At 65.6% G+C, this 24,189-nt stretch carries 26 protein-coding genes; 11 read left to right on the top strand and 15 right to left on the bottom strand.

The features are described 5' to 3' along the window. Window positions 1–19: 19 nt before the first annotated feature. Window positions 20–445: a flagellar basal body rod protein FlgC gene (gene flgC / locus ACVW17_RS21920; RefSeq protein ID WP_456753855.1), complete on the bottom strand. Its 426-nt coding sequence runs from the start codon at window positions 443–445 to the stop codon at window positions 20–22. Between the two features lie 27 nt (window positions 446–472). Further along, a complete protein-coding gene (flgB, locus tag ACVW17_RS21915; RefSeq protein ID WP_456797871.1) occupies window positions 473–883 on the bottom strand; it encodes a flagellar basal body rod protein FlgB in 411 nt (136 codons plus the stop codon). Between the two features lie 370 nt (window positions 884–1,253). Here flgB and ACVW17_RS21910 point away from each other — a divergent pair, with 370 nt between their 5' ends. The 4 genes from ACVW17_RS21910 (at window position 1,254) to ACVW17_RS21895 (ending at window position 5,116) form a co-directional block, all read left to right on the top strand. Next, window positions 1,254–2,189 carry a flagellar biosynthetic protein FliO gene (locus ACVW17_RS21910; protein WP_456753853.1) on the top strand — a complete coding sequence of 312 codons (936 nt, stop codon included), beginning with the start codon at window positions 1,254–1,256 and terminating at the stop codon, window positions 2,187–2,189. Then, window positions 2,186–2,938 (top strand): flagellar type III secretion system pore protein FliP, encoded by a 753-nt coding sequence (fliP, locus tag ACVW17_RS21905; RefSeq protein WP_456753852.1) that lies wholly within the window; start codon window positions 2,186–2,188, stop codon window positions 2,936–2,938. Before ACVW17_RS21910 ends, fliP begins: the two co-directional genes overlap by 4 nt. A gap of 87 nt (window positions 2,939–3,025) precedes the next feature. Next, window positions 3,026–3,913, top strand: coding sequence for a hypothetical protein (locus ACVW17_RS21900; RefSeq protein ID WP_456753851.1), 888 nt, complete (start codon window positions 3,026–3,028; stop codon window positions 3,911–3,913). A 51-nt stretch (window positions 3,914–3,964) separates the two neighbouring features. After that, the gene (locus tag ACVW17_RS21895; RefSeq protein WP_456753850.1) at window positions 3,965–5,116 is read left to right on the top strand and encodes an aminotransferase class V-fold PLP-dependent enzyme; all 1,152 of its coding nucleotides are present in this window, start codon (window positions 3,965–3,967) and stop codon (window positions 5,114–5,116) included. On the opposite strand, the gene ACVW17_RS21890 is transcribed toward ACVW17_RS21895, so the two are convergent. The 4 genes from ACVW17_RS21890 to ACVW17_RS21875 all read right to left on the bottom strand — a co-directional run bounded on the left by ACVW17_RS21890 (window position 5,113) and on the right by ACVW17_RS21875 (window position 8,506). Further along, window positions 5,113–6,354 (bottom strand): YbfB/YjiJ family MFS transporter, encoded by a 1,242-nt coding sequence (locus ACVW17_RS21890; protein ID WP_456753849.1) that lies wholly within the window; start codon window positions 6,352–6,354, stop codon window positions 5,113–5,115. The two genes, ACVW17_RS21895 and ACVW17_RS21890, sit on opposite strands and share 4 nt — an antisense overlap. A 130-nt stretch (window positions 6,355–6,484) precedes the next feature. Then, window positions 6,485–7,195, bottom strand: coding sequence for an SDR family NAD(P)-dependent oxidoreductase (locus ACVW17_RS21885; protein WP_456753848.1), 711 nt, complete (start codon window positions 7,193–7,195; stop codon window positions 6,485–6,487). Between the two features lie 87 nt (window positions 7,196–7,282). Further along, on the bottom strand, window positions 7,283–8,242 hold the full coding sequence (locus tag ACVW17_RS21880; protein WP_456753847.1) for a LysR family transcriptional regulator: 960 nt from the start codon (window positions 8,240–8,242) through the stop codon (window positions 7,283–7,285). Window positions 8,243–8,269: 27 nt separating this feature from the next. Then, complete coding sequence (locus ACVW17_RS21875) at window positions 8,270–8,506, bottom strand: hypothetical protein (RefSeq protein ID WP_456753846.1); 237 nt, start codon at window positions 8,504–8,506, stop codon at window positions 8,270–8,272. A 33-nt stretch (window positions 8,507–8,539) separates the two neighbouring features. Between ACVW17_RS21875 and ACVW17_RS21870 the strand changes: the two genes are divergently transcribed. Next, complete coding sequence (locus ACVW17_RS21870) at window positions 8,540–9,622, top strand: glyoxalase superfamily protein (protein WP_456753845.1); 1,083 nt, start codon at window positions 8,540–8,542, stop codon at window positions 9,620–9,622. Window positions 9,623–9,634: 12 nt separating this feature from the next. Here the strand turns inward: ACVW17_RS21870 and ACVW17_RS21865 are convergent, their stop codons facing one another. The 5 genes from ACVW17_RS21865 to fliL form a co-directional block, all read right to left on the bottom strand. Next, window positions 9,635–13,426, bottom strand: coding sequence for a tetratricopeptide repeat protein (locus tag ACVW17_RS21865; protein WP_456753844.1), 3,792 nt, complete (start codon window positions 13,424–13,426; stop codon window positions 9,635–9,637). 269 nt (window positions 13,427–13,695) lie between these two features. Further along, window positions 13,696–14,496: a MotE family protein gene (locus ACVW17_RS21860; RefSeq protein ID WP_456797870.1), complete on the bottom strand. Its 801-nt coding sequence runs from the start codon at window positions 14,494–14,496 to the stop codon at window positions 13,696–13,698. Then, window positions 14,493–14,963 (bottom strand): DUF6468 domain-containing protein, encoded by a 471-nt coding sequence (locus ACVW17_RS21855; protein ID WP_456753842.1) that lies wholly within the window; start codon window positions 14,961–14,963, stop codon window positions 14,493–14,495. Before ACVW17_RS21855 ends, ACVW17_RS21860 begins: the two co-directional genes overlap by 4 nt. After that, entirely contained in the window at window positions 14,960–16,162 is a 1,203-nt protein-coding gene (gene fliM, locus ACVW17_RS21850) for a flagellar motor switch protein FliM (protein ID WP_456753841.1), read from the bottom strand. Before fliM ends, ACVW17_RS21855 begins: the two co-directional genes overlap by 4 nt. 18 nt (window positions 16,163–16,180) lie before the next feature. After that, on the bottom strand, window positions 16,181–16,666 hold the full coding sequence (gene fliL / locus ACVW17_RS21845; protein ID WP_456753840.1) for a flagellar basal body-associated protein FliL: 486 nt from the start codon (window positions 16,664–16,666) through the stop codon (window positions 16,181–16,183). 381 nt (window positions 16,667–17,047) lie between these two features. Here fliL and flgF point away from each other — a divergent pair, with 381 nt between their 5' ends. The 6 genes from flgF (at window position 17,048) to ACVW17_RS21815 (ending at window position 21,734) form a co-directional block, all read left to right on the top strand. Further along, window positions 17,048–17,812 (top strand): flagellar basal-body rod protein FlgF, encoded by a 765-nt coding sequence (gene flgF / locus ACVW17_RS21840; protein WP_456753839.1) that lies wholly within the window; start codon window positions 17,048–17,050, stop codon window positions 17,810–17,812. Between the two features lie 16 nt (window positions 17,813–17,828). After that, window positions 17,829–18,617, top strand: a complete 789-nt coding sequence (gene flgG, locus ACVW17_RS21835) for a flagellar basal-body rod protein FlgG (RefSeq protein ID WP_456753838.1) — start codon at window positions 17,829–17,831, stop codon at window positions 18,615–18,617. A gap of 2 nt (window positions 18,618–18,619) precedes the next feature. Next, window positions 18,620–19,675 carry a flagellar basal body P-ring formation chaperone FlgA gene (gene flgA / locus ACVW17_RS21830; RefSeq protein WP_456753837.1) on the top strand — a complete coding sequence of 352 codons (1,056 nt, stop codon included), beginning with the start codon at window positions 18,620–18,622 and terminating at the stop codon, window positions 19,673–19,675. 5 nt (window positions 19,676–19,680) lie between these two features. Then, window positions 19,681–20,433, top strand: a complete 753-nt coding sequence (flgH, locus tag ACVW17_RS21825) for a flagellar basal body L-ring protein FlgH (protein WP_456753836.1) — start codon at window positions 19,681–19,683, stop codon at window positions 20,431–20,433. Window positions 20,434–20,780: 347 nt separating this feature from the next. Further along, entirely contained in the window at window positions 20,781–21,215 is a 435-nt protein-coding gene (locus ACVW17_RS21820) for a hypothetical protein (protein ID WP_456753835.1), read from the top strand. A 225-nt stretch (window positions 21,216–21,440) separates the two neighbouring features. Further along, window positions 21,441–21,734, top strand: coding sequence for a hypothetical protein (locus ACVW17_RS21815; protein WP_028337177.1), 294 nt, complete (start codon window positions 21,441–21,443; stop codon window positions 21,732–21,734). 95 nt (window positions 21,735–21,829) lie between these two features. Here the strand turns inward: ACVW17_RS21815 and ACVW17_RS21810 are convergent, their stop codons facing one another. From ACVW17_RS21810 to ACVW17_RS21795, 4 genes are all read right to left on the bottom strand, one after another. Then, window positions 21,830–22,276 (bottom strand): DUF1801 domain-containing protein, encoded by a 447-nt coding sequence (locus tag ACVW17_RS21810; protein WP_456797869.1) that lies wholly within the window; start codon window positions 22,274–22,276, stop codon window positions 21,830–21,832. A gap of 55 nt (window positions 22,277–22,331) precedes the next feature. Then, window positions 22,332–22,556 carry a hypothetical protein gene (locus ACVW17_RS21805; RefSeq protein WP_456753833.1) on the bottom strand — a complete coding sequence of 75 codons (225 nt, stop codon included), beginning with the start codon at window positions 22,554–22,556 and terminating at the stop codon, window positions 22,332–22,334. 198 nt (window positions 22,557–22,754) lie between these two features. Then, on the bottom strand, window positions 22,755–23,186 hold the full coding sequence (locus ACVW17_RS21800) for an SRPBCC family protein (protein ID WP_456753832.1): 432 nt from the start codon (window positions 23,184–23,186) through the stop codon (window positions 22,755–22,757). Then, window positions 23,183–23,506: an ArsR/SmtB family transcription factor gene (locus tag ACVW17_RS21795; protein ID WP_163154645.1), complete on the bottom strand. Its 324-nt coding sequence runs from the start codon at window positions 23,504–23,506 to the stop codon at window positions 23,183–23,185. Before ACVW17_RS21795 ends, ACVW17_RS21800 begins: the two co-directional genes overlap by 4 nt. Between the last annotated feature and the right edge of the window lie 683 nt (window positions 23,507–24,189).

The following is a 24,189-nucleotide window of genomic DNA, read 5'->3' as shown; positions in this document are numbered from 1 at the left end:
GTTCCCTGTTCTTGTTGCGTCAGGACTTGAGGATGTCGAGCGTGCGCTGGATCATCCGCCGCGTCGCGCTGATGATGTTGAGGTTCGCCTCGTAGGAGCGCTGGGCGTCGCGCATGTCGGTCATTTCGACCATCGCATTGACGTTCGGATATTTGACGTTGCCGGAGGCGTCCGCTGCCGGATTGCCCGGCTCGTGCTTGACGCGGAATGACGACTGGTCGGGGCGAATCCGGCCGAGCGTCACGACCTGGGCGTCGAGCGTGCGATCGAGCGCCGAGGAGAAGGTCGGCACCTTGCGGCGATAGGGATCGCCGCCCGCGGTCTGCGCGGTCGAATCGGCGTTGGCGATATTTTCCGAGATCACCCGCATCCGCCCCGCCTGCGCCCGCAGGCCAGAGGTCGCGATGCTCATCGAGCGGGCGAAATCGCTTGTTCCGTCTGCCATGGGATCCTCCCGCCGCCGTTAAATGGCCTAGCCCTTGCCGATCGCGGTCTTCAGCAGATGCAGGCTCTTGCTGTAGAGCGAGGTGGCGGCGGCGAAGTCCATCTGGTTGGCCGACACTTTCAGCATCTGCTCCTCGAGATTGACCGCGTTGCCGGCCGGGCGGGTCTGGAACCCGCTCTTGCCGCGATCATTGTCGAAAGTGTCCGGCGCGCCGGACGCCGCCATATGGGTGGCGCTGGTCTGCATCATCGGCAGCGTCCCCATGCCGGCGCCGACGGTTGCGCCGCCCTTGTCGAACGTCGGCTCGACCAGGTCGCGCGGCCGGAAGTTCGGCGTGTCGGAATTGGAAATGTTCTCGGCGAGCACCCGCTGGCGCTCCTGATGCCACTGCATCTTGGTGCGCAACGCCGACAGGATCGGGAGATCGTTCATGGCCATCGCGGCGGCTCCGTTAACCTCTTGGACGCCCATGGGCCTTCCGAGGTAGGCAGAATTTGCCCGGTGTATGGTTAACGGGTGGTTAAAATATCCGATGGAGCCGTGGAGAACGCCGCAACGGCGGCCGGCGAGCGCATTTTCGCCACGAATGCTGCGTTAACCAGCACAAACCAAGACAGCGTGGGGCGCTGAGAAGTCGTTTTGGGACAAGCGATTCTTGGTTTATTAATAGAACAATGGGCTGCAAGCCGCTGGGAATTAAGAAATAAGGCGAATCTCGGGCGCGATTCGCTGGCGCAAACCACATCTATCAATCCGCGCTCGTTGATGGCGGAAGCTGAGGAAGGCCACGATGGCCGGGGACTCCAATATGCAGGTCATTACATTCGTCTTGGCATTCGTTGTCGTGCTGGCGCTGATCGGCGTCACCGCATGGCTCGTTCGCCGCTTCGCCGGAAACCGCCTCGGCGCCAATGCCAACCGTGGCCGCATGCCGCGCCTGGCGGTGATCGACGCCGCCGCCGTCGACGGCCGCCGCCGCCTGGTGCTGGTCCGCCGCGACAATATCGAGCATCTGCTGATGATCGGCGGCCCGACCGACATCGTCGTCGAGCCGAACATTGTGCGGGCCATGCCCGGCCGCGATCAGATGTCGAGCCGCCCCGCAGTTGCGCCCGAGGCTGCGCTGCCGCGCGCAGCACCGCTGCCGGATGCGGCCTGGAACGAGAGCGAAGCCGCCCGCTCCGACGCGTTCGAGCTTCCCGAGCCTGAGCCGGCGCCGCGTCCGGCGCGCCCCTCCTTTGCCGACGAACTGCGCCGGCCCCCGCCGCCGCTGGCCGAGCGTCGCAGCGATCCGCTTGCCGGCTTCACGCCCGAGCGCGGCGAGCCGCGGCCCGATCCGATGCCGCCGCGCCTGCCGCCGCGCTCCGAGCCTGCCATCCCGCGCCCGCCGCGCGCGGCCGAGCCGCCGAAGGCACCGCCGCCGCTGCGCGCGCCCGAGCGCGCCGTGACGCCGCCGCCTCCCCCGGCTGCGCCGCCGGTTGCAACCCAGTCACCTCCGCCTCCGCCGCCGGCATCGAATGCCGATGCCAATCTCGCCGAGATGGCGCAGCGACTCGAGGCGGCGCTGCGCCGCCCGACCGGCGCCGGCGAAACCGTCGCGCCGCCGGTTGCGCCCGAGGCGCCGCCGGTGCGTGCCCCGCGCAGCGAGCCGCCCGCCCCGCCCGCAGGCGGACCGAAGAGCGGCTTCGAGAATCTCGAGGACGAGATGGCCTCGCTGCTCGGCCGACCGAAGAATCCTTCGTGAGATCGGGGACAGTCCCGCGTAGAGTTTTTTTCATCGCTGTCCTGATCGCCGCCGGATCCTTCGCTGGTCCGGCGATGGCGCAGGACATCAGCATCAACCTCGGCGGCGGCAATGGCGGCGTGACCGAGCGCGCGATCCAGCTGATCGCGCTGCTCACGGTGCTGTCGATCGCGCCGTCGATCCTGGTCATGATGACGTCGTTCACGCGCATCGTGGTGGTGCTGTCGCTGCTGCGCACCGCGCTCGGCACCGCCACCGCGCCGCCGAACTCGGTGATGATCGCGCTGGCGATGTTCCTCACCGCCTTCGTGATGGAGCCGGTGCTGCAGAAATCCTATGACGACGGCATCAAGCCGCTGGTCGCCAACCAGATCGGCGTCGAGGAGGCCTTGCAGCGCGCTTCGGTGCCGCTGCGCGGCTTCATGCAGAAGAACGTGCGCGAGAAGGACCTGAAGCTGTTCATGGATCTCTCCGGCGAGCCGCCGCCGGCGACGCCCGAGGAGATGTCGCTGCGCATCCTGGTGCCGGCCTTCATGATCTCCGAGCTGAAGCGCGCCTTCGAGATCGGCTTCCTGTTGTTCCTGCCGTTCCTGATCATCGACCTCGTGGTCGCCTCGGTCCTGATGTCGATGGGCATGATGATGCTGCCGCCGGTGGTGGTCTCGCTGCCGTTCAAGCTGATCTTCTTCGTGCTGGTCGACGGCTGGGCCTTGGTCGCCGGCAGCCTGGTGCAGAGTTACGGGGGGTAGCGCCCTGCGAAACATTCATGGCCCGTCGGCTGGATCGGCCGTGCCGTTGCACTATCATGCGCGGCATCGCATCCAGGGAGCCGTGCCGTGCAGCAGCCATTCGACCGCGCCGCAGAAGATCTCGGCAACGCCATCCATCTCGAGCATGTCAACGTGCAGGTGCCCGACCAGCGCCTCGCCACGCTGTTCTATGTGGCCGGCATCGGGCTGACCCGCGATCCCTATCTGATGGTCTCCGACAGCAACATGTGGGTGAATGCCGGCCGCAGCCAGTTTCATCTGCCGAGCGGCAAGCCGCAGGTGCTGCGCGGTCACACCGGCATCGTGATCGCCGGACGGCAGGCCTTGCTCCAGCGGCTTGCCGCAGTCGCGCCCAAGCTCGAAGGCACCGCGTTCAGTTATCGCGAGCACAACGATCACGTCGAGGCCATTTGCCCCTGGGGCAACCGCCTGCGCTGCTACGAACCCGACGCGAAGCGGTTCGGCCGCATCGCGCTCGGCATGCCCTATGTCGAATTCGCCGTGCCGCGCGGCACCGCCGAGGCGATCAGCCGGTTCTATCCGGAGATCATGGGCATCCCGGCCCGCGTTGTGAACGGCGACGGGGTCGTCGCGCGGGCAAAAGTCGGCAAGGACCAGTATCTGCAATTCCGCGAGAGCGACGAAGCGCAGGGCGAGTTCGACGGCCATCACGTTCAGATCTACATCGCGGATTTCTCGGGCCCCTACAAGCGGCTGCGCGAGCGCAATCTGGTCTCGCGCGAGGACAACCAGTATCAGTATCGCTTCTGCGACATCGTCGATCCCGCCAATGGCCGGCATCTGTTCACGATCGAGCACGAGGTGCGCAGCGCGACGCATCCGATGTATCTGCGGCCGCTGGTCAACCGCAATCCGGCGCAGACCAACCGCACCTTCGCCAACGGCTACGACCAGGCGCCATGGGCGATGGGGCCTGACCAGTATGATGGGTGAGCCGAGCGCTCCCCACCGCGACATCATCAGCAATCCCAGCCACGAGACCACATGCTTCCCTCCCAGCGCCATCTGTTCGAGATTCCTCGCGAGGTCTGCTACCTGAACTCGGCATCCTACAGCCCGCTGCCGCTGAAGACGCTCGACGCCGGCCGCGCCGCGGTCGGACGCAAGGGCCAGCCCTGGACGATCGATGCCGGCTTCGCCGGCCGCCAGCATGAACGCGCCCGCGCCGCGGCGGCACGCCTGATCAACGCCGATGCGAACGACATCGCACTGATCCCGGCGATCAGCTACGGCATAGCGACCGTGGCGAAAGCGCTGACGATTCCGCGCGGCACCCGCGTCGTGGTGCTGGAGAACGATCACTCCTCGCCGGTGCTGGAATGGCACGTCCGCGCCGAGGCGCAGGGTTTTGTCGTCGACACCGTGCGGCAGCCCGCCGACGGCGACTGGACGTCGGCGGTGCTGGCAACGATCGAGCGACCAGGCGCCCCGCCGGTCGGCCTTGCCTCGATCTCGTCGGTGCACTGGTCGGACGGCGGCTTGATCGACGTCGACAGGATCCAGGCGGCGCTGCAGCGGCACGGCGCAATGTTCGTCATCGATGCGACTCAGAGCGTCGGCGTCGTGGCGATGGATGTGAGACGACTTGATCCGGATGCGGTGATCTTCCCGACCTACAAATGGCTGATCGGCCCCTACGGCCGCGCCTTTCTCTATGTTGCCAAACGTCATCAGAACGGTGTGCCGCTGGAGCAGACCTCCGCCGGCCGCCGTGACGTCAATTCCGAGAACCCGGTCTATTTCGGCGATCTCGGCTATGTCGACAACGCCCGCCGCTACGACATGGGCGAGCGCGATCATTTCATCACCCTCGAAATGGCCTCGATCGGCATGGAGATGATGGCGGAATGGGGTGCCGCGGCCGTCAGCGCGCGGCTCGCGATGCTGAACCAGCGGATCGCCGATGGCGTCCGTGATCTCAACCTCAACATGCTGGCGCCGAGCCTGCGCGCGCCGCATATCCTGAGCCTCGGCATGGCCGGCGGCATTCCGAAGGAGTTGATCGCGCGGCTCGCCGCCGAGAACATCCACGTCGCGCTGCGGCTGGGGCGGATGCGGATCTCGCCGCACGTCTTCAACGACGAGGCCGATGTCGACCGCCTCGTCGCTGTGTTGACGAATTCGCTGCGCGGTTAGCGCGACTTACGGCCCAGGGCGACGGCGCTGACCAGTTCGAGCGCCAGTGCCGTGGCCACGCCCGCCGCGCCGATCACGAACAGCAGCGCGTAGTCGCCGCCGCTGCGCGCGAACAGCCAGGACAGGCCATAGGCGCCAGCCGCCTGGAACAGCGCGAAGGTGGTGGTGGCCTGCGCCCAGGCGGAGCGCTGGCTCACGGCCGAATGCGGGATCAGTTCGTGGATGCGGCCGATCACCAGCGGCACGATGCCGGGTGTGAAACCGCCGACGATCAGGCTCGACGCGATCAGCGCGGCAGGCGACGTGGTCACAGCAGGGATCGCGACCGCGACGGCCTCGATCAGGAACGCCACGCGCAACGCCGCAGCGAAGCCGGCGCGATCGGCGAGATGTCCGGTCAAGAGCGGCCCGACCACGGCGCCGATGCCGTACAGCACCCAGTAATACGATCCCGCAGGAATCCCCTGCCCGAGACCGCGGGCGACGAAATCGACCAGGAACACCATGTGCGGCACCAGCGCCAGCGCGTTGAGGCCGTACTCCACGCACAACGCGATCACCAGCGGCGAGCGCGTGCCATGCGACACCACGTGCGGCTCGGCTGCACCATGCGCGGCAGGCACGTCCGTCGGCCACGCCTTCCAGCTGATCGCGGTCAGCAGCGCCGACAATACGCCAAGACCATACCAGGCTTGCTTGACGCCCTGCTGCAGCAACAGCGGCACCAACGTGCCGGACGCCGCGACGCCGAGGCCGACGCCGGCGAAGATCACGCCGCCGATCAGGCCACGCTTGCTGGGGGCGGTATGCGGCAGGATCGCGGTCGCCGCCAGCACCATGATCACGCCGCCGCTGATGCCGGCGAGGAAACGGAGGCCGAAGAACCAGATGAAGGAGATCGGTACCGCGCAGGCGAAGCAGGTGATCGCGGCGAGCCCCATCATGCCGCGCAGCGCCCATACCGAGCCGATCCGCGCGCCGAGGTCGCGGGCGATCAGCGCACCGGCGAGATAGCCGGCCAGGTTGGCGGCGCCGAGATAGACCGCTTCCGCCGGCGTGAACCACTTTGCAGCGATCAGTGCCGGGATCAGCGGCGTATAGGCAAAACGCGCGAGCCCAAGCCCGACCAGTGAGGCGCACAGCCCCGCGACGGCGAACAGCCACAGCGGCCCGCCTGTATCGCGCTGCGGCCCGGCGTGATGGCGCCTGTCACGATCGACATTGGTTGACATGGACATCGCAGTAGGCCCTCCGGCCATTCGTGAAAAATGATTAGTTGCGATCGCAGCAATCGGTTGCAGCGATCACCGCATCTCTCCCGATCGGGGAGAGATGCTCGTTTCGCTTGGGCCAAGGCCATCGCGCTCGTCAGTGACCGGCGCTCTGGCCGCCGTCGACATGCAGGATTTCGCCGGTGACGAAGCCTGCGGCTTCCAGAAACAGCACCGCGTCGACGACGTCCTTCATCTCGCCCATGCGGCCGACCGGATGCAGCTTGGCCAGGAAATCGTGAGTCTCCGATGCGTGCATCGGCGTCTTGATCACGCCGGGCGCCACCGCATTCACGCGGATGCCCCTGGCGGCATATTCGATCGCGAGCGACTTTGTCGCGGCATTCAGGCCGCCCTTGGTCAGCGAGGCCAGCACCGAGGGAACATTGCTGTTGGCATGATCGACCAGGCTGGTCGTGATCTGCACGATGTGCCCGGAGCCCTGCTTCACCATCTCCTTCGCGACGCGGCGGGTGATGTAGAAGAAACCGTTAAGATTGGTGGCCAGGATCGAGGCGTAATCCTGATCGGCATAGTCGGTGAACGGCTTGGCGATAAAGATGCCGGCATTGTTGACCAGCGTGTCGATGCGGCCGAAGCGCCCAAGCGCCTGCTTGACGATACGGTCGGCCACTTCGGGATCGCCGATGTCGCCGGCGACGGCTAGCACGTCATTGTCAGTCGACGGCTTGATGCTGCGGGAGTTGGCGACGACGCGATAGTTGCGGTCGCGATAGCCCTTGACGATCGCCTCCCCGAGGCCCTGCGACGCCCCGGTGACGATTGCGACCTTTTGCTCTGCACCCATGGTCTCTCTCCATCTGCTGCTGAAGCGACCCAGCGCCGCCTCGATGGAGAGCAAACTAGATAGAACCGATTTTCGTGCGAATGCACGCTATTCGGCAGACACTCTTCCGCGGCGCGAACGACTGGCCCGGCTGGCCTCGCGGGACAGCCGCTCGAAATAGCGCTTCAGCCGCGGCGTTGCGAAATCGACAAAGGCGCGCACCTTCGGCACGTCGAAGCGACCCTGCGGCGCCAAGAGATGCACCGGCAGCGGCGGAGGCTCGTCGCCAGCAAGCAGGATCTGCAGCCGCCCGTCACGGATTTCCTCGGCGAGGTGGTACGAGAACAGCCGCGTGATGCCATGCCCTTCGCTGGCCGAAGCGACCGCGGCCCGCACCGTGTTGACAACTAGCCGCGGCGCGAACTGCACCGCGCGCGCGACCTTCGACTTCGCGGCCGGAGGAAAGCTCCAGGATTCGAGCCCGAAATGCGTCATCGCGATGATCTGGTGTTTCGCGAGATCACCAGGCTCGCCGATCACCGGGTGCTGCGCGAGATAGCCGGGCGAGGCCGCGACCACGCGGCGAACCTCCCCAACCTTGATCGCGATGAAACTGGAATCGGCGAGATGGGCGATGCGCAGCGCAACGTCGATGCCCTCGTCGATCAGGTTGACGGTGCGATCGAGCATCACAAGCCGCACCGCCACGGCGGGATAGTCCGTCATGAACGCATCGAGCACCGGCCGTAGCACGTCCTCGCCGACGACGACCGGCGCCGTGATGGTCAGCGTGCCGCGCGGCGCAGCCCGCTCGCCGCCGGCCGAGATGTCGGCCTCCTCGAGCTCGCTGAGAATACGGCGGCACGCCACGGCATAGCGCTGTCCGGCATCGCTCAGCTTCAGCGACCGCGTGGTGCGATGGAGCAGCTCGGCGCCGACATGATGCTCGAGGAAGGCGATCGCCCGGCTGACCGCCGCCGGCGAGCGCCGCAGCTTCCGTCCCGCACCGGCAAGGCTGCCCTCGTCGACCGCCGCGACGAAGACCCTCATGGCGTCGATGCGGTCCATCGCCCCTCCCCTGCTTCGCGGCAGCCGCTAACCTTTCACGTCATACTGCTTGCTGAGGTGGTCGCCGATCTGCACCAGCATCGCCACGCATTCGGGATAGCCGGGCCTTGCCACCGTGGCCTCGCTGGCGCTGGCGCGGAATTCCCAGCTGTCGCCGTCGCGCAGCACGGAGATGTCGATGCCATCGGGACAATCGGCGTGGACCTTCAGCTCATCCCGCGCCATCGCGATCAGTTCGGCTTCGGTCTTGATCGGCTTGCTCATGTGACGACGTCCTCCCGGCTGGCGACATCAGCCATGGTTGCCGATTTGGCGGCGGAATGTCGAGAGGACGAGCGCGATCACGGCCTCTTGCAATTGACAAATCGCACCGCTCCGGCGAACATTCCACCGGGTCGATACTACCCGCCGCTTGCACCCCGCCCGGGAACGGTGAATGTATCAAGCCAGTTTCAGGCTTCCTTTGCCCGCACGAACGGGTCAGCAACGCAAGCCCCTGACGCTTTTCCGTTCGTCGATGCAAAGGTTGACCCCATGCGCGACTTCCGTGATGCCAAGGCCATGGCGCAGACGCTGCGCGAAGCGCTGGCCGCCAAATCGATCCCCCTCACCCACAGTGACAGCCTGGAGCTGATCGCCAGATTGTTCGGTCAACGCGACTGGAACACGCTGGCAGCGCGGATCCAGGCCGCCGGGCCGCCAAGCATGTCGGCCCAGGCTGCAGACCCCGCTGGAGAATCGCCTCCGATCGCGGCCAGACAGGAGATCGCCGTCGATCCAGCAACATTCGACAGCTATTCCGGATTCTACCAGCTCAACGACCGCGCCGTATTCACGGTGACGCCCGATGGACATCATCTGGTGATGCAACTCACCGGACAGCGCTCGGTGCGGTTCTTTGCGGCGAGCGCAACCGAATTCTTCGCCAAGATTGTCGATGCGCAGGTCAGCTTCGTTGTCGGACCGGACGGACGCGCCAGTTCGCTGGTTCTGCATCAGAACGGCAACGACATTGCCATGGCGCGTATCGACGCCGCGACGGCAACGAAGATCGCCGATCAGACGGCGGAGCGCGTCAAGAACCAGTCGGCTAGTCCGGGAACCGAGGCTGCGCTTCATCGCCTGATCGATGGAATCGCATCGGGGAATCCCGATTACACCGAGATGAGCCCGGCGCTGGCGGCGGCCACCCGCAAGCAGATGCAGTGGCTTCAGCCCCTCGCGGACCTCGGCAATATCCGGTCGATCCGCTTTCTCGGTGTCGGCGAGCAAGGCGAAGATGTCTACAGCGTGAAGCACGCCAACGGCGCCGCACACTGGCGTATCGCGCTCGACGCGAAGGGGATCATCTCAACCGCGTGGGTGACGCCCGGACCGTAAGCTGCCACGCCGTCACTGCGCCGCGCTGGCGCGGCGCTCGCTTTTGATCGCCGGCCGCGCGCTCACCGGCGCGGCCTGCGGCTTGTCGGGCACCGATCCGGTCGTGACCGGATCGGGCAGCGGCGCGCGGGCGGTGGCGTCGGGGAAGCGGGTCTTCATCTCGCGGATGAAGCCGTCGAGCGTGTCGACGCTGGCGGCCATCCGCGCGATCTGGGCGAATTCGGCGCTCGAGGTCGCGACCGGCTTGCTGGCCGCATCGAACGCCAGCCTGTCGGCATCGCCGGACATCAGCGGCGCGTATTTCTCGCGGAACCGGGACAGCCCGATGGCATCCTCGGCGAGCGCGTAGCCCACCACGGCGCGGATGACGTCGGCCTTCTCGCTCGCATTGAGCGGGGTGAAGTCGCGCCAGCGGTCGCCGTAATAGAGCTCGATCTGCTCGGAGGCCTCGCGCCAATGCCGCGACGCCCAGTAGATGTCCGACCGCAGCCGGATCGCCTCGCGGCCGGTGATGTTGGAGATGATGTCGAGCGCGAGGTCATGGCGGCCGACGTCGCTCTGCGCGCGCGCCTCGAGCAGCAGCCGCTGCTGGCGCAACTCGCCGGAGAGGTCCGCGATCCGGGTCGATCGCAGCGCGCCGATGGCGCGGTCGGGCTTGCGGTTCATCAGATAGACCATCGCAAGCCGCGCGGCGACCTGGGCGCGCGCCGCACCTTCGAGCCGCTTGTCGACCTGGTATTGCAGCAGGTCGGCGGCCTGGTCGAGCAGATCGACGCCGACGAGACGGTCGGCGAGCCGGCGGATCATCTCGTCGCCGCGGCGGCCGATCGGCGTCAGCTCGCGATATTCGTAGAAGGTGCCGAGCGCATCGATCGGCGCCATCTCGTCGCCCTTCGGACCGAGATAGAGCTGCACGAACAGCGCCGAGGCGGCATCCTGCGCCTGGCGCGATTCCGGCGCGTTCGGTTGCAGCCGGGTCGCCGCACGCGTCACCGCGAAGGCGTCGGCATAGCGCGCGCTCTCCACATAGATCTTCGACAGCTCATAGAGCGTCTTCAGCTCGATATTGTCGCCGCGCCACATCATCGACAGCAGCTCGAGCTCTTTCAGCACATCGTCGCGGCCGATCTCGCCGCGCTTCTGCTTGAGCAGCGTCTCGAGCAGCTTGCCCTCGGCGGCGGCCTGGCGGTCGGCCGAATTGGCGGCGAAGCGGTAGGCGTCGAGCGCATCTTTCTCCTGGCCGAGCGCCTCGGCGAGCCGGCCGCGCAGCACGGCCGCCGCAGGCTTGAGCGCATCGGGGACGCCGACCACATCGAGATCGCTCTTGCGACGCGCGGCGCCGGCATAGTCCTTGACCTCGAGCGAGGCCTTCATCGAGTCCATGGTGACGATGCGCTGCAGGTCCGGCGGCAACGTCGCGACCGCGAATTCGGCATTCTTGAATTTCTCGCGCGCCTCGGGCCATTTGCCCTCGCGGGCGAAGGCGAGCCCTTTCCACAATTGGGAATCATAACCGTTGCCGATCACGGGATTGGCGAGATCCTTGATCCCGCGCTCCGGGTGCCCGATCAGGATGCTGGCGACCGCGTGCACCATCACCACGGACGCCGTCTCGCTGCCGCGCTTGCTCTCGGACAGGATCAGATTGGCGACGCCGTGGGCTTCCTGGTACATGCCCCGCGCCATGTAGAATTCGGCAAGATCGAGCCGCGCCTGCGGCAGCTGCTCGGCATTGGCGGTCGACATCGCGCCGATCAGGCCGTCGAGCTGCTTGAGGAAATTCTCCGACTGGTTCCTGCGCCACTCGTCCGGATCGAACAGCGGCTTCACCGCCGCGGTGGCGCGCTCGGCGGCGACGTCGGCCGACGACAGCGTCAGGCCGCCGGGCCGGCCCAGCATCACCTTGTCGGCGCCGACCTCGGCCTTGACGTCATCCGCATTCGGATGAACCACGACGCCGTGGATCGATTCCAAGAGCGACAGCTCGACGAAGTCCTGCCGCTTGATGATGCCGCGGGTCGGCGGCGGCGCGGTCACGACCCAGAGCGTATCGCCGGCATCGGGATCGACCAGTTTGTGCAGCAGGCCGGGATTGGCGAGCGGCACGCTGACATTGGCGAGCGAGGGCTCCGAGATGTTGCGCATCACCGTGAGCGGCAGCGGCGGCTTCTGCACCCGGTCGGCAAAGGTCAGCGTCCAGCTCACACCGCGCGAGCGGTCGTCGCTTTCCAGCGACGGCATCTGCGGCCGGTTGAGGCGGAAGCGCACCGCCTGCCCCTTGTCCAGCGCAATCCGGCTGACATCGGAGATCAGCGCGCCGCCCTTGGCGCGGATCGGATCGACATCGATCGCATCAGCCGTGTCGAACACCATCCACACCGTGTCGGCGCGGCGGAACAACGCCGCCGGCGTTGCACCCGGGAATGAGAAGGTCACCCGCAGCCCGTCGCTGTCGCGCTGGGCGTCGACCGCAGGAGCGGCGCTGGCGCGAGCTGCGGCAGGCGACGGCACAGCATCAGGCTTCGGCGCGTCCATCACCGGCGCGGCTGCGACAGTGGGCGCCGGCTTCGGCGCTTCGCTCGCGGTCGGCTTGGTCTGCTGCTCCGCAGCGCCGGCGCTGCCCTCGCGCGATGCGGCCGGCGCGGCCGCAGTCTCGACGTCGGCCGCCGGGGCCGCTGCGATCTTCGGCAGCTCGGCATTGGGCAGCTCGGATCGCGGCGCGTCGGTTTTGGCAGGCGCCGCGACGGGTTGCTCGGGTGTGGCCTGCTCTGATTTGACCGGCTCGGATTGCGCCGGCTCGGATTTCACCGGCTCCGCTTTGGCTTGCTCGGGCTTGATCTCGATCCTGGCTTGCTGCGCAATGCTTTCCGATGTGACCGGCGCGATCGCAGCAGTGCCCTTCTTGCCGCGCGGCGTGGGCAGCAGCGAGCTCAGCGGAGGCTTGGCCGCCTGCTGTTGCTCGTTCTGCTGGAAGGCGACATCGACGATGTAGTTCTTCTCGTCGCGGAACGAATGCACGTCGACATCGCCGATCAGCGTGACATCGACCGCCGAGGTGTCGGTATCGGCGCGCGCGCTGATCGAAGCGACGTTCGGCGGCGCGGCGACCTTGGCGTCGGCAAGATCGAAGGTCAGGACGGAGTTGAAGGACAGCGTCAGCTTCTGCTCGTTCAGCACCGAGGAGACGCTGACCCCGTCGGGAACCTCGAACACGAAACGCACGAAGGTCGGCTGCACCAGCGCGCGGACCCGGATCGGGGGTTTCTTCTTGGCGGCGTCGGCCGCGCGCTGGATGCGCAGCAACCGCTCCGCAGCACGGGCGCGCTCCGCAAGTTCCCGGATCACCTCCTGCGGCAGCGACGGCGGCGGGCCGGTCCAGCTGTCGGGCAGGAAGTCGACGAAGATGCGTTCGCCGGCGGTCATGGTGTTGACGGTGACGCGGCGCGCCAGCGACAGACGGATCGCCGAACCATCCGGATCGCGGCGGGCAGCGCCGACGTAATCGGGCACCGCATCGGACACTTGCTCGACGGGGATATCGACCGGCCGCTTGAAGCGGATCACGATGATCGAGCCGGCGGTCGTGACCTCCGATTCGACATCCTCCTTCAGCTTCAGCACCAGCCTTGCATAGCCGTTCGCGGCAGAGAATGTCGCCTCACCCGGCACCGGGTCTTCGGCCCGCGCCGCGGTCGAATATGTCAGGGTGGTGAGAGCAAGGCCGGTGGCGAGCAGGCATAGCCGTGCGGTCCGCGCCCAGGCGCGGCCTAGCGACCATGTTCCAGCGGCAGCCGTTCGCGCCATCTCGAAACGTCTTCTCGGACTCAAGCCATATCAGCGCAAAGCGCCCTCGCCCACGCGTCCCGATCTTGGATCGGGCGGCGTTAAGGAGCTGTTAACGACAACGGATTGCGAATACGGAGGGTACGTAATGTTTTGCAGGTCCGTCATTCCGGCGCGCGCCCCTTGGTGCGAGCTCGGAATCCATTGGCCCGCAGGCTTTCTGGATGAATGGATTCCGGGTTCTCGCTCTGCGAGCCCCGGAATGACGATCGTGAAGGGCCAACGCCCCCTCAATTGGTCTTCGGCGCGAGCATCTTGCCTTCGATCTTGGGGAGATCGTCTGTCGAGGCCGACTTGTCGCCGCCGGCGCGGCGGGCGAGTTCGACGGTGAGGCGTTCGGCCGCCTCGGGCTGCATCAGGCCGAGGATGTCGGACATCTTGCGCGGCTGGATCTGCGAGGCGATCTGGTAGAGCACGCCCATCTCGAGCCGGTCGAACACCTTGGCGGCGTCCTTCGGCTTCATGTTCTCGTACATGGTGACGATGCCCTTGAAGCGCGCCGCCTCGGCTTCCGCCTTGGCCGCCGCATCGGCATTGGCCTTGGCATCGTTGGCCTTGGCTTCCTCGACCTTGGCCTCGATGCGCTTCTCGGCCGTCTTCAACAGGCCTTCGCGGATATCGACCTCGCGCGCGCGCTGCTCGAGCTCCTGACGGCGCGCCTGCAGCCGTTCCAGGATCGCGCGCTCGGACGCCGAGACCTGCGGCGGCGCGTCCAGATTGACCGGCACACCGTCGGGCTTGGCCGGCTCCGCCGCCGGGGCGACGGGCTTCGGTGCCTCGTCCTTCTTGGCATCCTTGTGCTCGACCGATCCCGTGATGTCGCCAGGATCGGCCTTCGACCTGCTGTCAACCACCGCCTTGCTGGCGCCGGGGAAGTTGAAGTTCTGCTGCGCCCAGGAGGGGCCGGCTGGCGCGTCCTCGGCAAAGACGTAACCGCCATCGAGCACGAGGCCCGCAACCTTCAGCACCATCAGGCCGAAGATCGCCACCAGCACCACGGGCATCACTCTGATGTCACGAAGCAACTTCATGCAGCGAGGCCGCCGGCCCTCCTGCGCTCGGTGAAGGCTTCAGCCGCCGCGGCCACTGCGCGCGCGGCCGAAACCCTGGGCGCCGGCGCGGCCGGTGCAGCGGCGGCCGCTGCCGGCGCGCGCGCGGCGGGCTCGGCCGGCCGCGCGGCGAGCGCGATCTTGGAGAGCCGGCGCACCACGCCATCGCCTTCCGCGAGTTGGTTCTTCAGCTGCGCCGACATCTGCGTCGCTGCGTCGAGCTGGTTGCCGAGGTTCTCGTTGACGTCGCGCACCGCGTGCTTCAGGCCGCCGATCGCCCGCTCGGCGATCTCGGTCGCGGTGATCAGTTCGGCGATCGTCGCCTTCAGCGAATGCTCGTCCGCCTTCAGCCGCTGCAGCCGCTTGTTGAGCAGCCAGCAATAGCCGATGGTGAGCATCAGCAGCACGGCTACCAGACTCTCGATTGCCAGTCCAAGCACATGACTCATGGTGCCTCCATCATCTTGGTCCGCTCGTCCGCCTTCTCGAACATCGCGAAGGTGGTTTGGGGTTTACGCAAATTCTTGGTGACGCGGATCGCGACCCGGTCGCCGACGCGGCCCATGCGGCCTTCCGTTAGCGTGACGTTGCCGCAACGGACCGAGACCAGCGCGTCGGAGCGGATGTCCAGCGGCAGCGTATCGCCGACCTTGAGCTTCATCAGTTCCTTCAGCGGGATGTCGGCCTCGTACAGCACCGCGTCGACCGAAATCTCGGCCTGCGCCACCTCGGTGGCGAAATGGCCTTCCCAGATCGGATCGCGGCCGAATTTTTCACCCATGAACATCTGCAACAGCACGTTGCGGATCGGTTCGATGGTGGCGTAGGGCAGCAGCAATTCGACGTTGCCGCCGCGGTCTTCCATGTCAATGCGCAGCCGCACCAGGATCGCGGCATTGGCCGGGCGAGAGATCGCGGCAAACCGCGGATTGGTCTCGAGCCGGTCGATGGTGAAGGTCACCGGCGACAGCGGCCGGAACGCCTGCTCGGCATCCGACAGCACCACCTCGACCAGCCGCTTCACCAGATTGGTCTCGATCGTGGTGTAGGGCCGGCCCTCGATCTTGAGCTGGGTCTGGCCGCGGCGGCCACCGAGCAGCACGTCGATCATCGAATAGATCAGGTTGGAATCGACCATGGCGAGGCCGAAATTCTCCCACTCCTCCGCCTTGAACACGGAAAGCACCGCCGGCAGCGGGATCGAGTTCATGTAGTCGCCGAACCGCACCGAGGTGATGCGATCGAGCGAGACCTCGACGTTGTCGGAGGTGAAGTTGCGCAACGACGTCGTCATCAACCGCACCAGGCGGTCGAACACGATCTCGAGCATCGGCAGACGCTCGTAGGACACCATCGCGGAATCGATGATGGCGCGGATGCCGGAATGATCGTCGAGGCTGACATCGCCGACCGTGAAGCCGAGGAGATTGTCGATCTCCTCCTGCGACAGCACCCGCTCGCCATTGGTATTCTTGCCGCCGAAATCGCGGCTGCCGTCCTCGACCATGGCGGCCCATTGCAGCGCCATGTTCTCGGTGAGCTCGTTCTTGGCGGCCTCCGCCGCGGCCGCCGCGGGATCCTCGGAATCGAGCGAGGCTTCCCATTGGGCCGCAATGGCGTCCTGGTCCATCTGGTCGTTGCCGGCCATGGCTTTACATCCACCCCGTCACTGGATCACGACTTCCTTGAACAGCACCGCGTTGACCTGGTTGGGCGCCAGCGCGAGGTTGACGCGCTTGGTCAGCTCCTCCTTGAGGCGGAACAAGCCGGCCGAGCCGTTGAGATCGCTCGGGCGCAGCTCGCGCATATAGGTCTGGAACAGGTCGGTGACGCGCGGCAGCGCCGGCTTGATCGCCTCGACCTGCTTCTCTTCCTTGATCTCGAGCACCAGCTTCAGCTTGAGATATTGCACGCGCTCGCCGGGCGCGCCGACCAGATTGACCAGCATGTCGGGCACGTCGACGAAGCTTGGCGGCTTCGGCGGCGGCGCTTCGGCGTGCTGCTCCTCGCCGTGGCCGCGCATGAAGAAGAACCAGCCGCCGGCGCCCGCGCCGAGCACGAGGAGGCCTGCGACGGCAATGATCAGCTTGAGCTTGCCCTTCTTCGGAGCGGCCGCGCCCTCGCCGCTGTCCGTCTTTTCCTCGTCCGCCATCGTCCGCCCGCTTCATCCCAGAGGATGCGAACGCGATTTGCCCCAGCTTTGGCTTGAAGACGCGATACAAAGGCCGCCGGCGCGCACGCGCCCCACTGCCGGCAACGCTACGGTAATAATGGTTAACGGAAGCTTAGGATTTACCATCCACTAGGAAAAAACTGCCGGGCAAACATGGTCAACAAGACCTTTCTGCCGCCCTGCGCCGGCCCCGGACAAACACCTAAGCCATTCAAACATCTGACTATTCCAAGTTGGCACGGCTTTCGCTGAGAGGCTGGCGTGGCCCGAGGGTTTGGGAGAACCCAATGGTTACCGACGGTCCGGCGTGAAGGTTTGGGAGAACCTGCATCCGGATCACCTCACAGGGGAGAACCACCGATGCAGAATACGCTTCTGGTCGGACTATCGAAGCAGATGGTGCTGGAACGGCAGATGGATGTCGTGTCCAACAACATCGCGAACATGAACACCAACGGCTACAAGGCCGATCAGTCGCTGTTTGCGGAATACCTGTCCTCGAACGCGCATGAGGACAATTTCGCGGGCACCGACCGCCGCGTCTCCTTCGTGCAGGACCGCGCCACCTTCCACGACTTCTCGCAGGGCCCGACCGAAGAGACCAAGAACCCGCTCGACGTCGCGATCGACGGCAACGCCTTCCTGGTGGTGCAGACGCCGGGCGGTGAGCGCTACACCCGCGAAGGCAATCTGCAGATCAACAATCGCGGCCAGCTGGTCACCGCGTCCGGCTATCAGGTGCTCGGCACCTCCGGCCCGATCACCTTCCAGCAGACCGATCACGACGTCAACATCGCCCCCGACGGCAACATCAGCGTGCTCGAGGGCACGTCCCGCCTCGATTCGATCCGCGGCAAGCTGCGCCTGGTCTCGTTCGCGCAGGCCCAGCGCCTGCTCAAGGAAGGCTCCAATCTCTACGCGCCGGGCGAAGGCGCGCAGCCGCAGCCGGACACCAAGTCCCAGATCCGCCAGGGCTTCATCGAGAAGTCGAACGTCAATTCCGTCGTCGAGATGAGCCGCATGATCGAGATCACGCGGACCTACACCCAAATCGCCTCGCTGTTGCAGCAGCAGAGCGACCTGCACAAATCGGCGATCGAGAAGCTCGCCGACGTGCCGAACTGATCCGGGGGACTGACCGATGCGCGCACTTTATACGGCTGCGACCGGAATGGCGGCACAGGAACTCTCGGTTCAGGTGATCTCCAACAACATCGCGAACCTGCGCACCACCGGCTACAAGAAGCAGCGCGCCGCGTTCCAGGACCTGATCTACGATCACGTGCGCCGGGTCGGCGCGCAGGCCTCCGACCAGAACACCATCATGCCGATGGGCATCGACCTCGGCGGCGGCGTCAAGACCGTCGGCACGCCACGCATGATGACCCAGGGCACGCTGTCGCCGACCGGCAACGATCTCGACATCGCGATCCGCGGCGAAGGCTTCTTCAAGATCCTGATGCCGGACGGCACCTTCACCTACACCCGCGACGGCTCGTTCCAGATGGACAACCAGGGCCGCATCGTCAACGCGCAGGGCAATCTGCTGCAGCCGACGATCACGATCCCGCAGAACGCCTCCGGCCTCACCATCAATGCGCAGGGCCAGGTTTCGGTGACGCTGCCGGGCCAGACCGCATCGACCACGATCGGCACGATCGGCCTGACCCGCTTCATCAACAAGGCCGGGCTGATGCCGATCGGCGACAATTTGTTCCAGGAAACGCCGGCCTCCGGCCAGCCGCAGGACGGCACCGCCAACACCGACGGCTATGGCGACCTGCAGCAGAGCAACCTCGAACAGGCCAATGTCGAGGTGGTTTCGGAAATCTCCGACCTGATCGCAGCGCAGCGCGCCTACGAGATGAACTCGAAGGTGGTCTCGGCCGCCGACCAGATGATGCAGTCGACCTCCAACCTGTTCCGCTGAGGATGATCGCGATGATCGCCCGCTCCCTCCTGATCGCAGCCGCGCTCCTCGCGGTCACCGTGGCACCATCAGCCGCGCAAAGCCGCAGCGAGACCATCGCGGTGCCGACGCTGCGCGCCAGCATCACGGTCGCGGACGACATCGTGCGGGTCGGCGACCTCATCGACAATGCCGGCAGCGCCGGCAGCATCGCGGTCTACCGCGCGCCCGACCTCGGCACCACGGGCACGCTGCCGGTCGCGCAGGTGCTCAACGTGCTGCGCACCCACCAGGTGATCGGCGTCGACACCCGCGAGCTGAAGGAGATCACCGTCACGCGGCTCGCGCGCACCATCGACAACAAGGAGATCGAGCAGCAGGTGTCGCGCGCGCTGGAGGGCCGCCACGGCCTCGGCAGGGCCGGCGACATCGCGTTGACCTTCGATCGCGACCCCGGCGACCTCAGGCTCGAGGCCACCAATACCGGCACCATGCAGCCGGTTGCCGTGCGCTACGACGCGCGCTCGACGCGCTTCGACGTGACCTTCGAGATCGGCAACGACGCCGGCACGGCGCCCTACAAGATGCGCCTTACCGGCACCGCGATCGAGACCATCGAGGCCGCCGTGCTGACCCGCAATGTCGAGCGCGGCGACGTGCTGAAGGCCTCCGACGTGATGGTCGAGCGCCGTCCGAAGGCCGACATCGGCAACGACGCGGCGGCGCGTGACGGCACCATCGGCATGCAGATGCGCCGCCAGCTCCGCGCCGGCCAGGCGTTGCGCACAGCCGACATGGCGAAACCCGATCTCGTCACCCGCGACCAGAACGTCACGCTGATCTATCGCGCCGCCGGCATCTATCTCACGATCCGCGGCAAGGCGATGGATGGCGGCGCCGAGGGCGACGTCGTCAGCGTGATGAATTTGCAGTCCAAGCGTGCCGTCTCCGGCGTCGTCACCGGCCGCGGCGAGGTCTCGATCTCGGTCGCGACCCCGCGCGCCGCGCCTGACGCCGACGCCACCTCGTCCACTTCCGCTCCCGTCAAGCTGAGTTCAGTCGCACCAAACGCCGAGTAAAGTTCATGTCCCAGTACCGTATCAACCGCCTCGTCCTGACCGGTGCGCTCTTCGCACTCGGAACGATCGCCAGCGGTTGCTCGTCGATCGACCGCCTGTCCCAGATCGGTGAAAAGCCGAAGCTGACGGAAATCGAGAACCCGACCACGCAGCCCGGCTACAAGCCGGTGCAGATGCCGATGCCGAAGCCCGAGGTCGCCTCCTACAGCCCGAACTCGCTGTGGCGCAGCGGCTCGCGCGCCTTCTTCAAGGACCAGCGCGCCGCGCGCGTCGGCGACATCCTGACCATCACGGTGAACATCACCGACAAGGCCGCGATCGCCAACGAAACCCAGCGCAGCCGCACCAACACGGAAGACTCCGGGGTCACCAATTTCCTGGGCTCGCAGACCATCACGCAGGCGAACAAGATCCTGCCGGGCCGCATCCTGACCGCCGACTCGACCGCCTCCAGCGACGGCAAGGGCTCGGTGAACCGCCAGGAAGCGTTGCAGACCAACGTCGCCGCCGTCGTCACCCAGTTGCTGCCGAACGGCAATCTGGTGGTCGAGGGCAAGCAGGAGATTCGCGTCAACTATGAAATCCGCGAGCTGATCGTGGCCGGCATCGTGCGTCCGGAGGACATCCAGAGCGACAACACCATCGACTCCTCGAAGATCGCCCAGGCCCGCATCGCCTATGGCGGCCGCGGCCAGATCACCGACGTCCAGCAGCCGCGCTACGGTCAACAGGTCCTCGACGTGCTGCTGCCGTTCTAATGGCATGATCTCGACCCGAAGGGCCGCGTTAGCGCAAAGTGGAAACCGGTTTTCGGAAGCGGATCATGCCTAGTTAAGACTTTCCGAGCTCCCACATCTCGTCGCGAACCTAGGCGCGGCGCGGTGTACCGACACGGCCCTCGTCAGCTCCCCTGGCGGGGGCCGTGGCTTGTTGTGACCGGTGCCGTGCACGCGAACGATCGCCACTCACCAGTCCGATACCTCTGCGCGCAAGTCGCGCGATCGCCTTCTCGGTTCGTTAACCCTTGCAACAACCCGCAGTAGAAGTCTCATCGCTTGCAACGTAGCTAGGGGACAACGCAGGGTTTTCTATTTGTATGACAGTCATGCAAAGAGACGGACAATATGCGGCGTGGTTCCGGACGCCGAACGGCGAAGGCACCGGAATAGTCCGGCTGGCGAACGGCAAGATCAGCGGCGGCGACGCCATGTTCACCTATGGCGGCAGCTATCAGCTCGATGAGGACCGCTTCACGGCGGTGCTGACGACGCACCGATATGCCGACGGCCCGTTCACCACCGTGTTCGGATGCGATGAGGTCGAGGCGCGGCTGACCGGCATCTTCAACGGCAACCGGGCGGTGTGCTCCGGCACGGCCAAAGAGGCCCCCGGCGTGCTGTTCGAAGCCACCTTGTTTCTGCAACAGCACGAGCCGGAGCCCGCTCCCGGGCCGAGGACCACGACGACGCGCGCGGATGTGGCGCGGTTGCCCAAGCTCACCGACCGCCGCACGCCGATCGTGACCCGGCGTTTCGGCTGATGTAGCCGCAATCCCGATGGCATCTCCGTCCGGTCGGGCGTACGATCCGCGCTAGAGCATGATCCGGAAAAGTGGAAACCGGTTTTCCCTCGCGACAAACGCCAACGGCGTTTGCGCGGAGATCATGCTCAAACAAAGAGATGAGATCATGATGCGATTCCGTGGAAACGCATCATGATCCAGCGCGAAGCGCAGCACGATCGATGCAGCCGGAAGGAGGAACGCATGTATGCCGCCATCCGTCACGCCAAGGCGAAGACCGGGAGCGCCGAAGAACTCGCGCGCCGGATCAAGGAAGGCGCAATTCCGATCATCAGCGACGTCGAAGGCTTCATGGCCTATTACGTCGTCTATGCCGGCGACGATACCGTCACCGCGATCAGCGTCTTCAACAACCATGCCGGCGCCGAGGAAGCCAACCGCCGCGCACTGGCCTGGATCGACGACAATCTCGGCCCGTTGCTGGTCGGGCAAGCCACCGCGGTTGCGGGTCCGGTGATTGTGCATACCAAGGCATGATAGGCCTACGTGCATGCGATGACCTTATAGCCGCGATGACCTCGTAGCCCGCATGAGCGAAGCGACATGCGGGAACTGACGCATACCGGCGCGGCTCACGCTTTTTTCTTGGCGGCCGCACGGATTCCGGCGGCCGGCTTCTTCGCCGATGTCTTCGCCGGGTTCTTCGCAGATTTGCTGGACTTGGCCTGGTTGAGCGCGATCGCGGCGCGAATGAGCGCTTTCAGCGCGGGGGCGTTGATTGTGTCGCCCTCGAACAGATCGATCGCGCGCCGCACATTGCCCTCGAAGCCGGCGTTGAACAGCTTGTCCGGATCCGGTAGTTGCGCGCCATACATGAAGGTCAGCTTCACCTTGCCCTTGTGGGCGTTGCCGACCGCGATGATGCCGTCGCGCGACCACACCGGGCTGCCCATCCACTTCCATTCTTCGATGATTTCAGGATCGGCGGCGAGGATGCTCTTGCGCAGGCCGGCGAGCGTCTTGCCGCGCCAGTCGGTGAGATCCTCGATCATCCGGTCGATCCGTTCCGATGCCGTCATGTCTGCCTCGCGTCCCCCGCCTGCCCTATGCAATCATATTTGGGATGCCGGGACATCACGCTTGTGAGCCCGAGGTCGATCCCCGCCGCGGTGCCAGATAGGGCAACGCGAACAGATACAGGCCGCTGAGCAGCATAGGGATCAGCGGGAACAGGGCCAGCAGGCCGATCCAGGTCGCCTGCTGCTGCAGCACCATGGCGACGATGTTGATGATCACGGCAACCGTGAAGGCGATCGAGAGCCAGCGGTGAAATTGCCTGATCCAGTTGTTCCAGTTCATGGGGTCTCCTGTGGTGGGTTTTGAGTAAAGCGTCATTGCGAGGAGCGAAGCGACGACTTGTCCGCCGAAGCCTTGGCGAAGGCGGAAGCAATCCATCTATCCGCATATGCGGCACGATGGATTGCTTCGCGGAGCCTGTCATCGGGCGGCGCTGCGCGCCGACCCGTTGGCTCGCAATGACGAGAGAGAGCGCGGGTGTCAGCCCTCGCGCGTCATCAGCTGATCGAGCTTCTCGAGGAACTGCTTCCAACCGGCATGGGCGCCGCCATAGGCCTGCTTCTGATGCGGCTGGAAGCCGGACTGCTCGACGCGCAGATGGGTGCCCTTCGCCGTCGGCGTCAGCGTGAACACCACCACGCTCTCGAGATTGTAGGCGGCATCCTCGTGCGCGAAATTCCAGGTGTAGGACAGCGTCCGGTGCGGCTCGACCGCGAGCACCTTGCAGTCCAGCACCCCGCCCCACTCGCCGCGCAGATTGAAGCTGTGCCCGACCTCAGGCTTGAAGTCGTTCTTCATCAGCCACTCCTCCATCAGATGCGGTTGCGTCAGCGCGCGCCAGAGCTTTTCCGGCGGATGGGGAAATTCGCGCTCGACGACTGCGGCGCGCGTCTCACGGCTGGTGTTGGTCATTGGTCCATCCTTTTGAGGAGATCTTCGAGGTGGTCGAACCGGTTCTGCCAGAAGCCCGCCATCTGGCTGGTCCAGTCGATCAGCGGCGCCAGCGCGCCGAGTTGCGCGCTGTAGTGCGTCTGCCGCCCTTCATGGCGGTCGCGCACCAGCCCCGCCTGCTTCAGCACGCCGAGATGTTTCGACACCGCCGGCTGCGAGATCCTGGCCCGCGCCGTCAGCGCGCCGACGGTCTGCTCGCCCTCGCGGCACAGGCGCTCGAAGATCGCCCGGCGGGTCGGGTCGGCGAGCGTTCGAAACAGCACGTCATGAGCATCCGGCATTGATCAATAACCCATCGGTTATGGATCTACGTATAACCAGCTGGCTATGAATGAGTCAATGGAGAACTTTCACGACCGCACCACTTTGGTCAAAGATCGGCCAATTCTGCGGCCCCGTCCTGGAACATGACGGCCACGACATTCCATAACCCACAGGTTATTCACCGCGACCATTTTGCCCGACGGGCAACTCAGCAAAATCTGTCAATCCGTTCGCACAAAAATATTTCGCTTTATCCGAAGCACAACTCGGTGTATGAATTCCCCGTCTCACCCGATCGAGGGGCGCTTCGCGGTCGTCACGAACGCGGGTCGAGATGCGGTGGACGCCGAATGCGCAGTTGACGAACGCGCATGAGGCGGACGGCGAAATCGTGCAGGCCTGACGCCCTAGCGGTAGGTGTCTCTTCCGATTGCGCAAATGCGCGTTGCGAAGACGGTGACAACAAAGCCAAGTCTCGCCGGGGAGAGCACGTATAAGCCGTAACCCATCGCGCAGGGAAAGCCGGATTGCTCCGGTTACACCTGTGGTCCTACCCCCCGTGCTTTCTACCTATTGCACGGGGCCCATGGGTGCGATCGGCACCCGGCTTTCCCTGCGCCCTCACCAACGGAGAGGGCGAAACGACAAGCAAAGCTCGGACAATTCATGTCGCGAGAATGCGAAACTGTATCCTCATCTA

It is taken from the genome of Bradyrhizobium sp. USDA 4473, from assembly GCF_054063335.1.
Note: the sequence above shows the minus strand (reverse complement) of the source record. Positions and strands in the feature narration are given on the sequence as shown.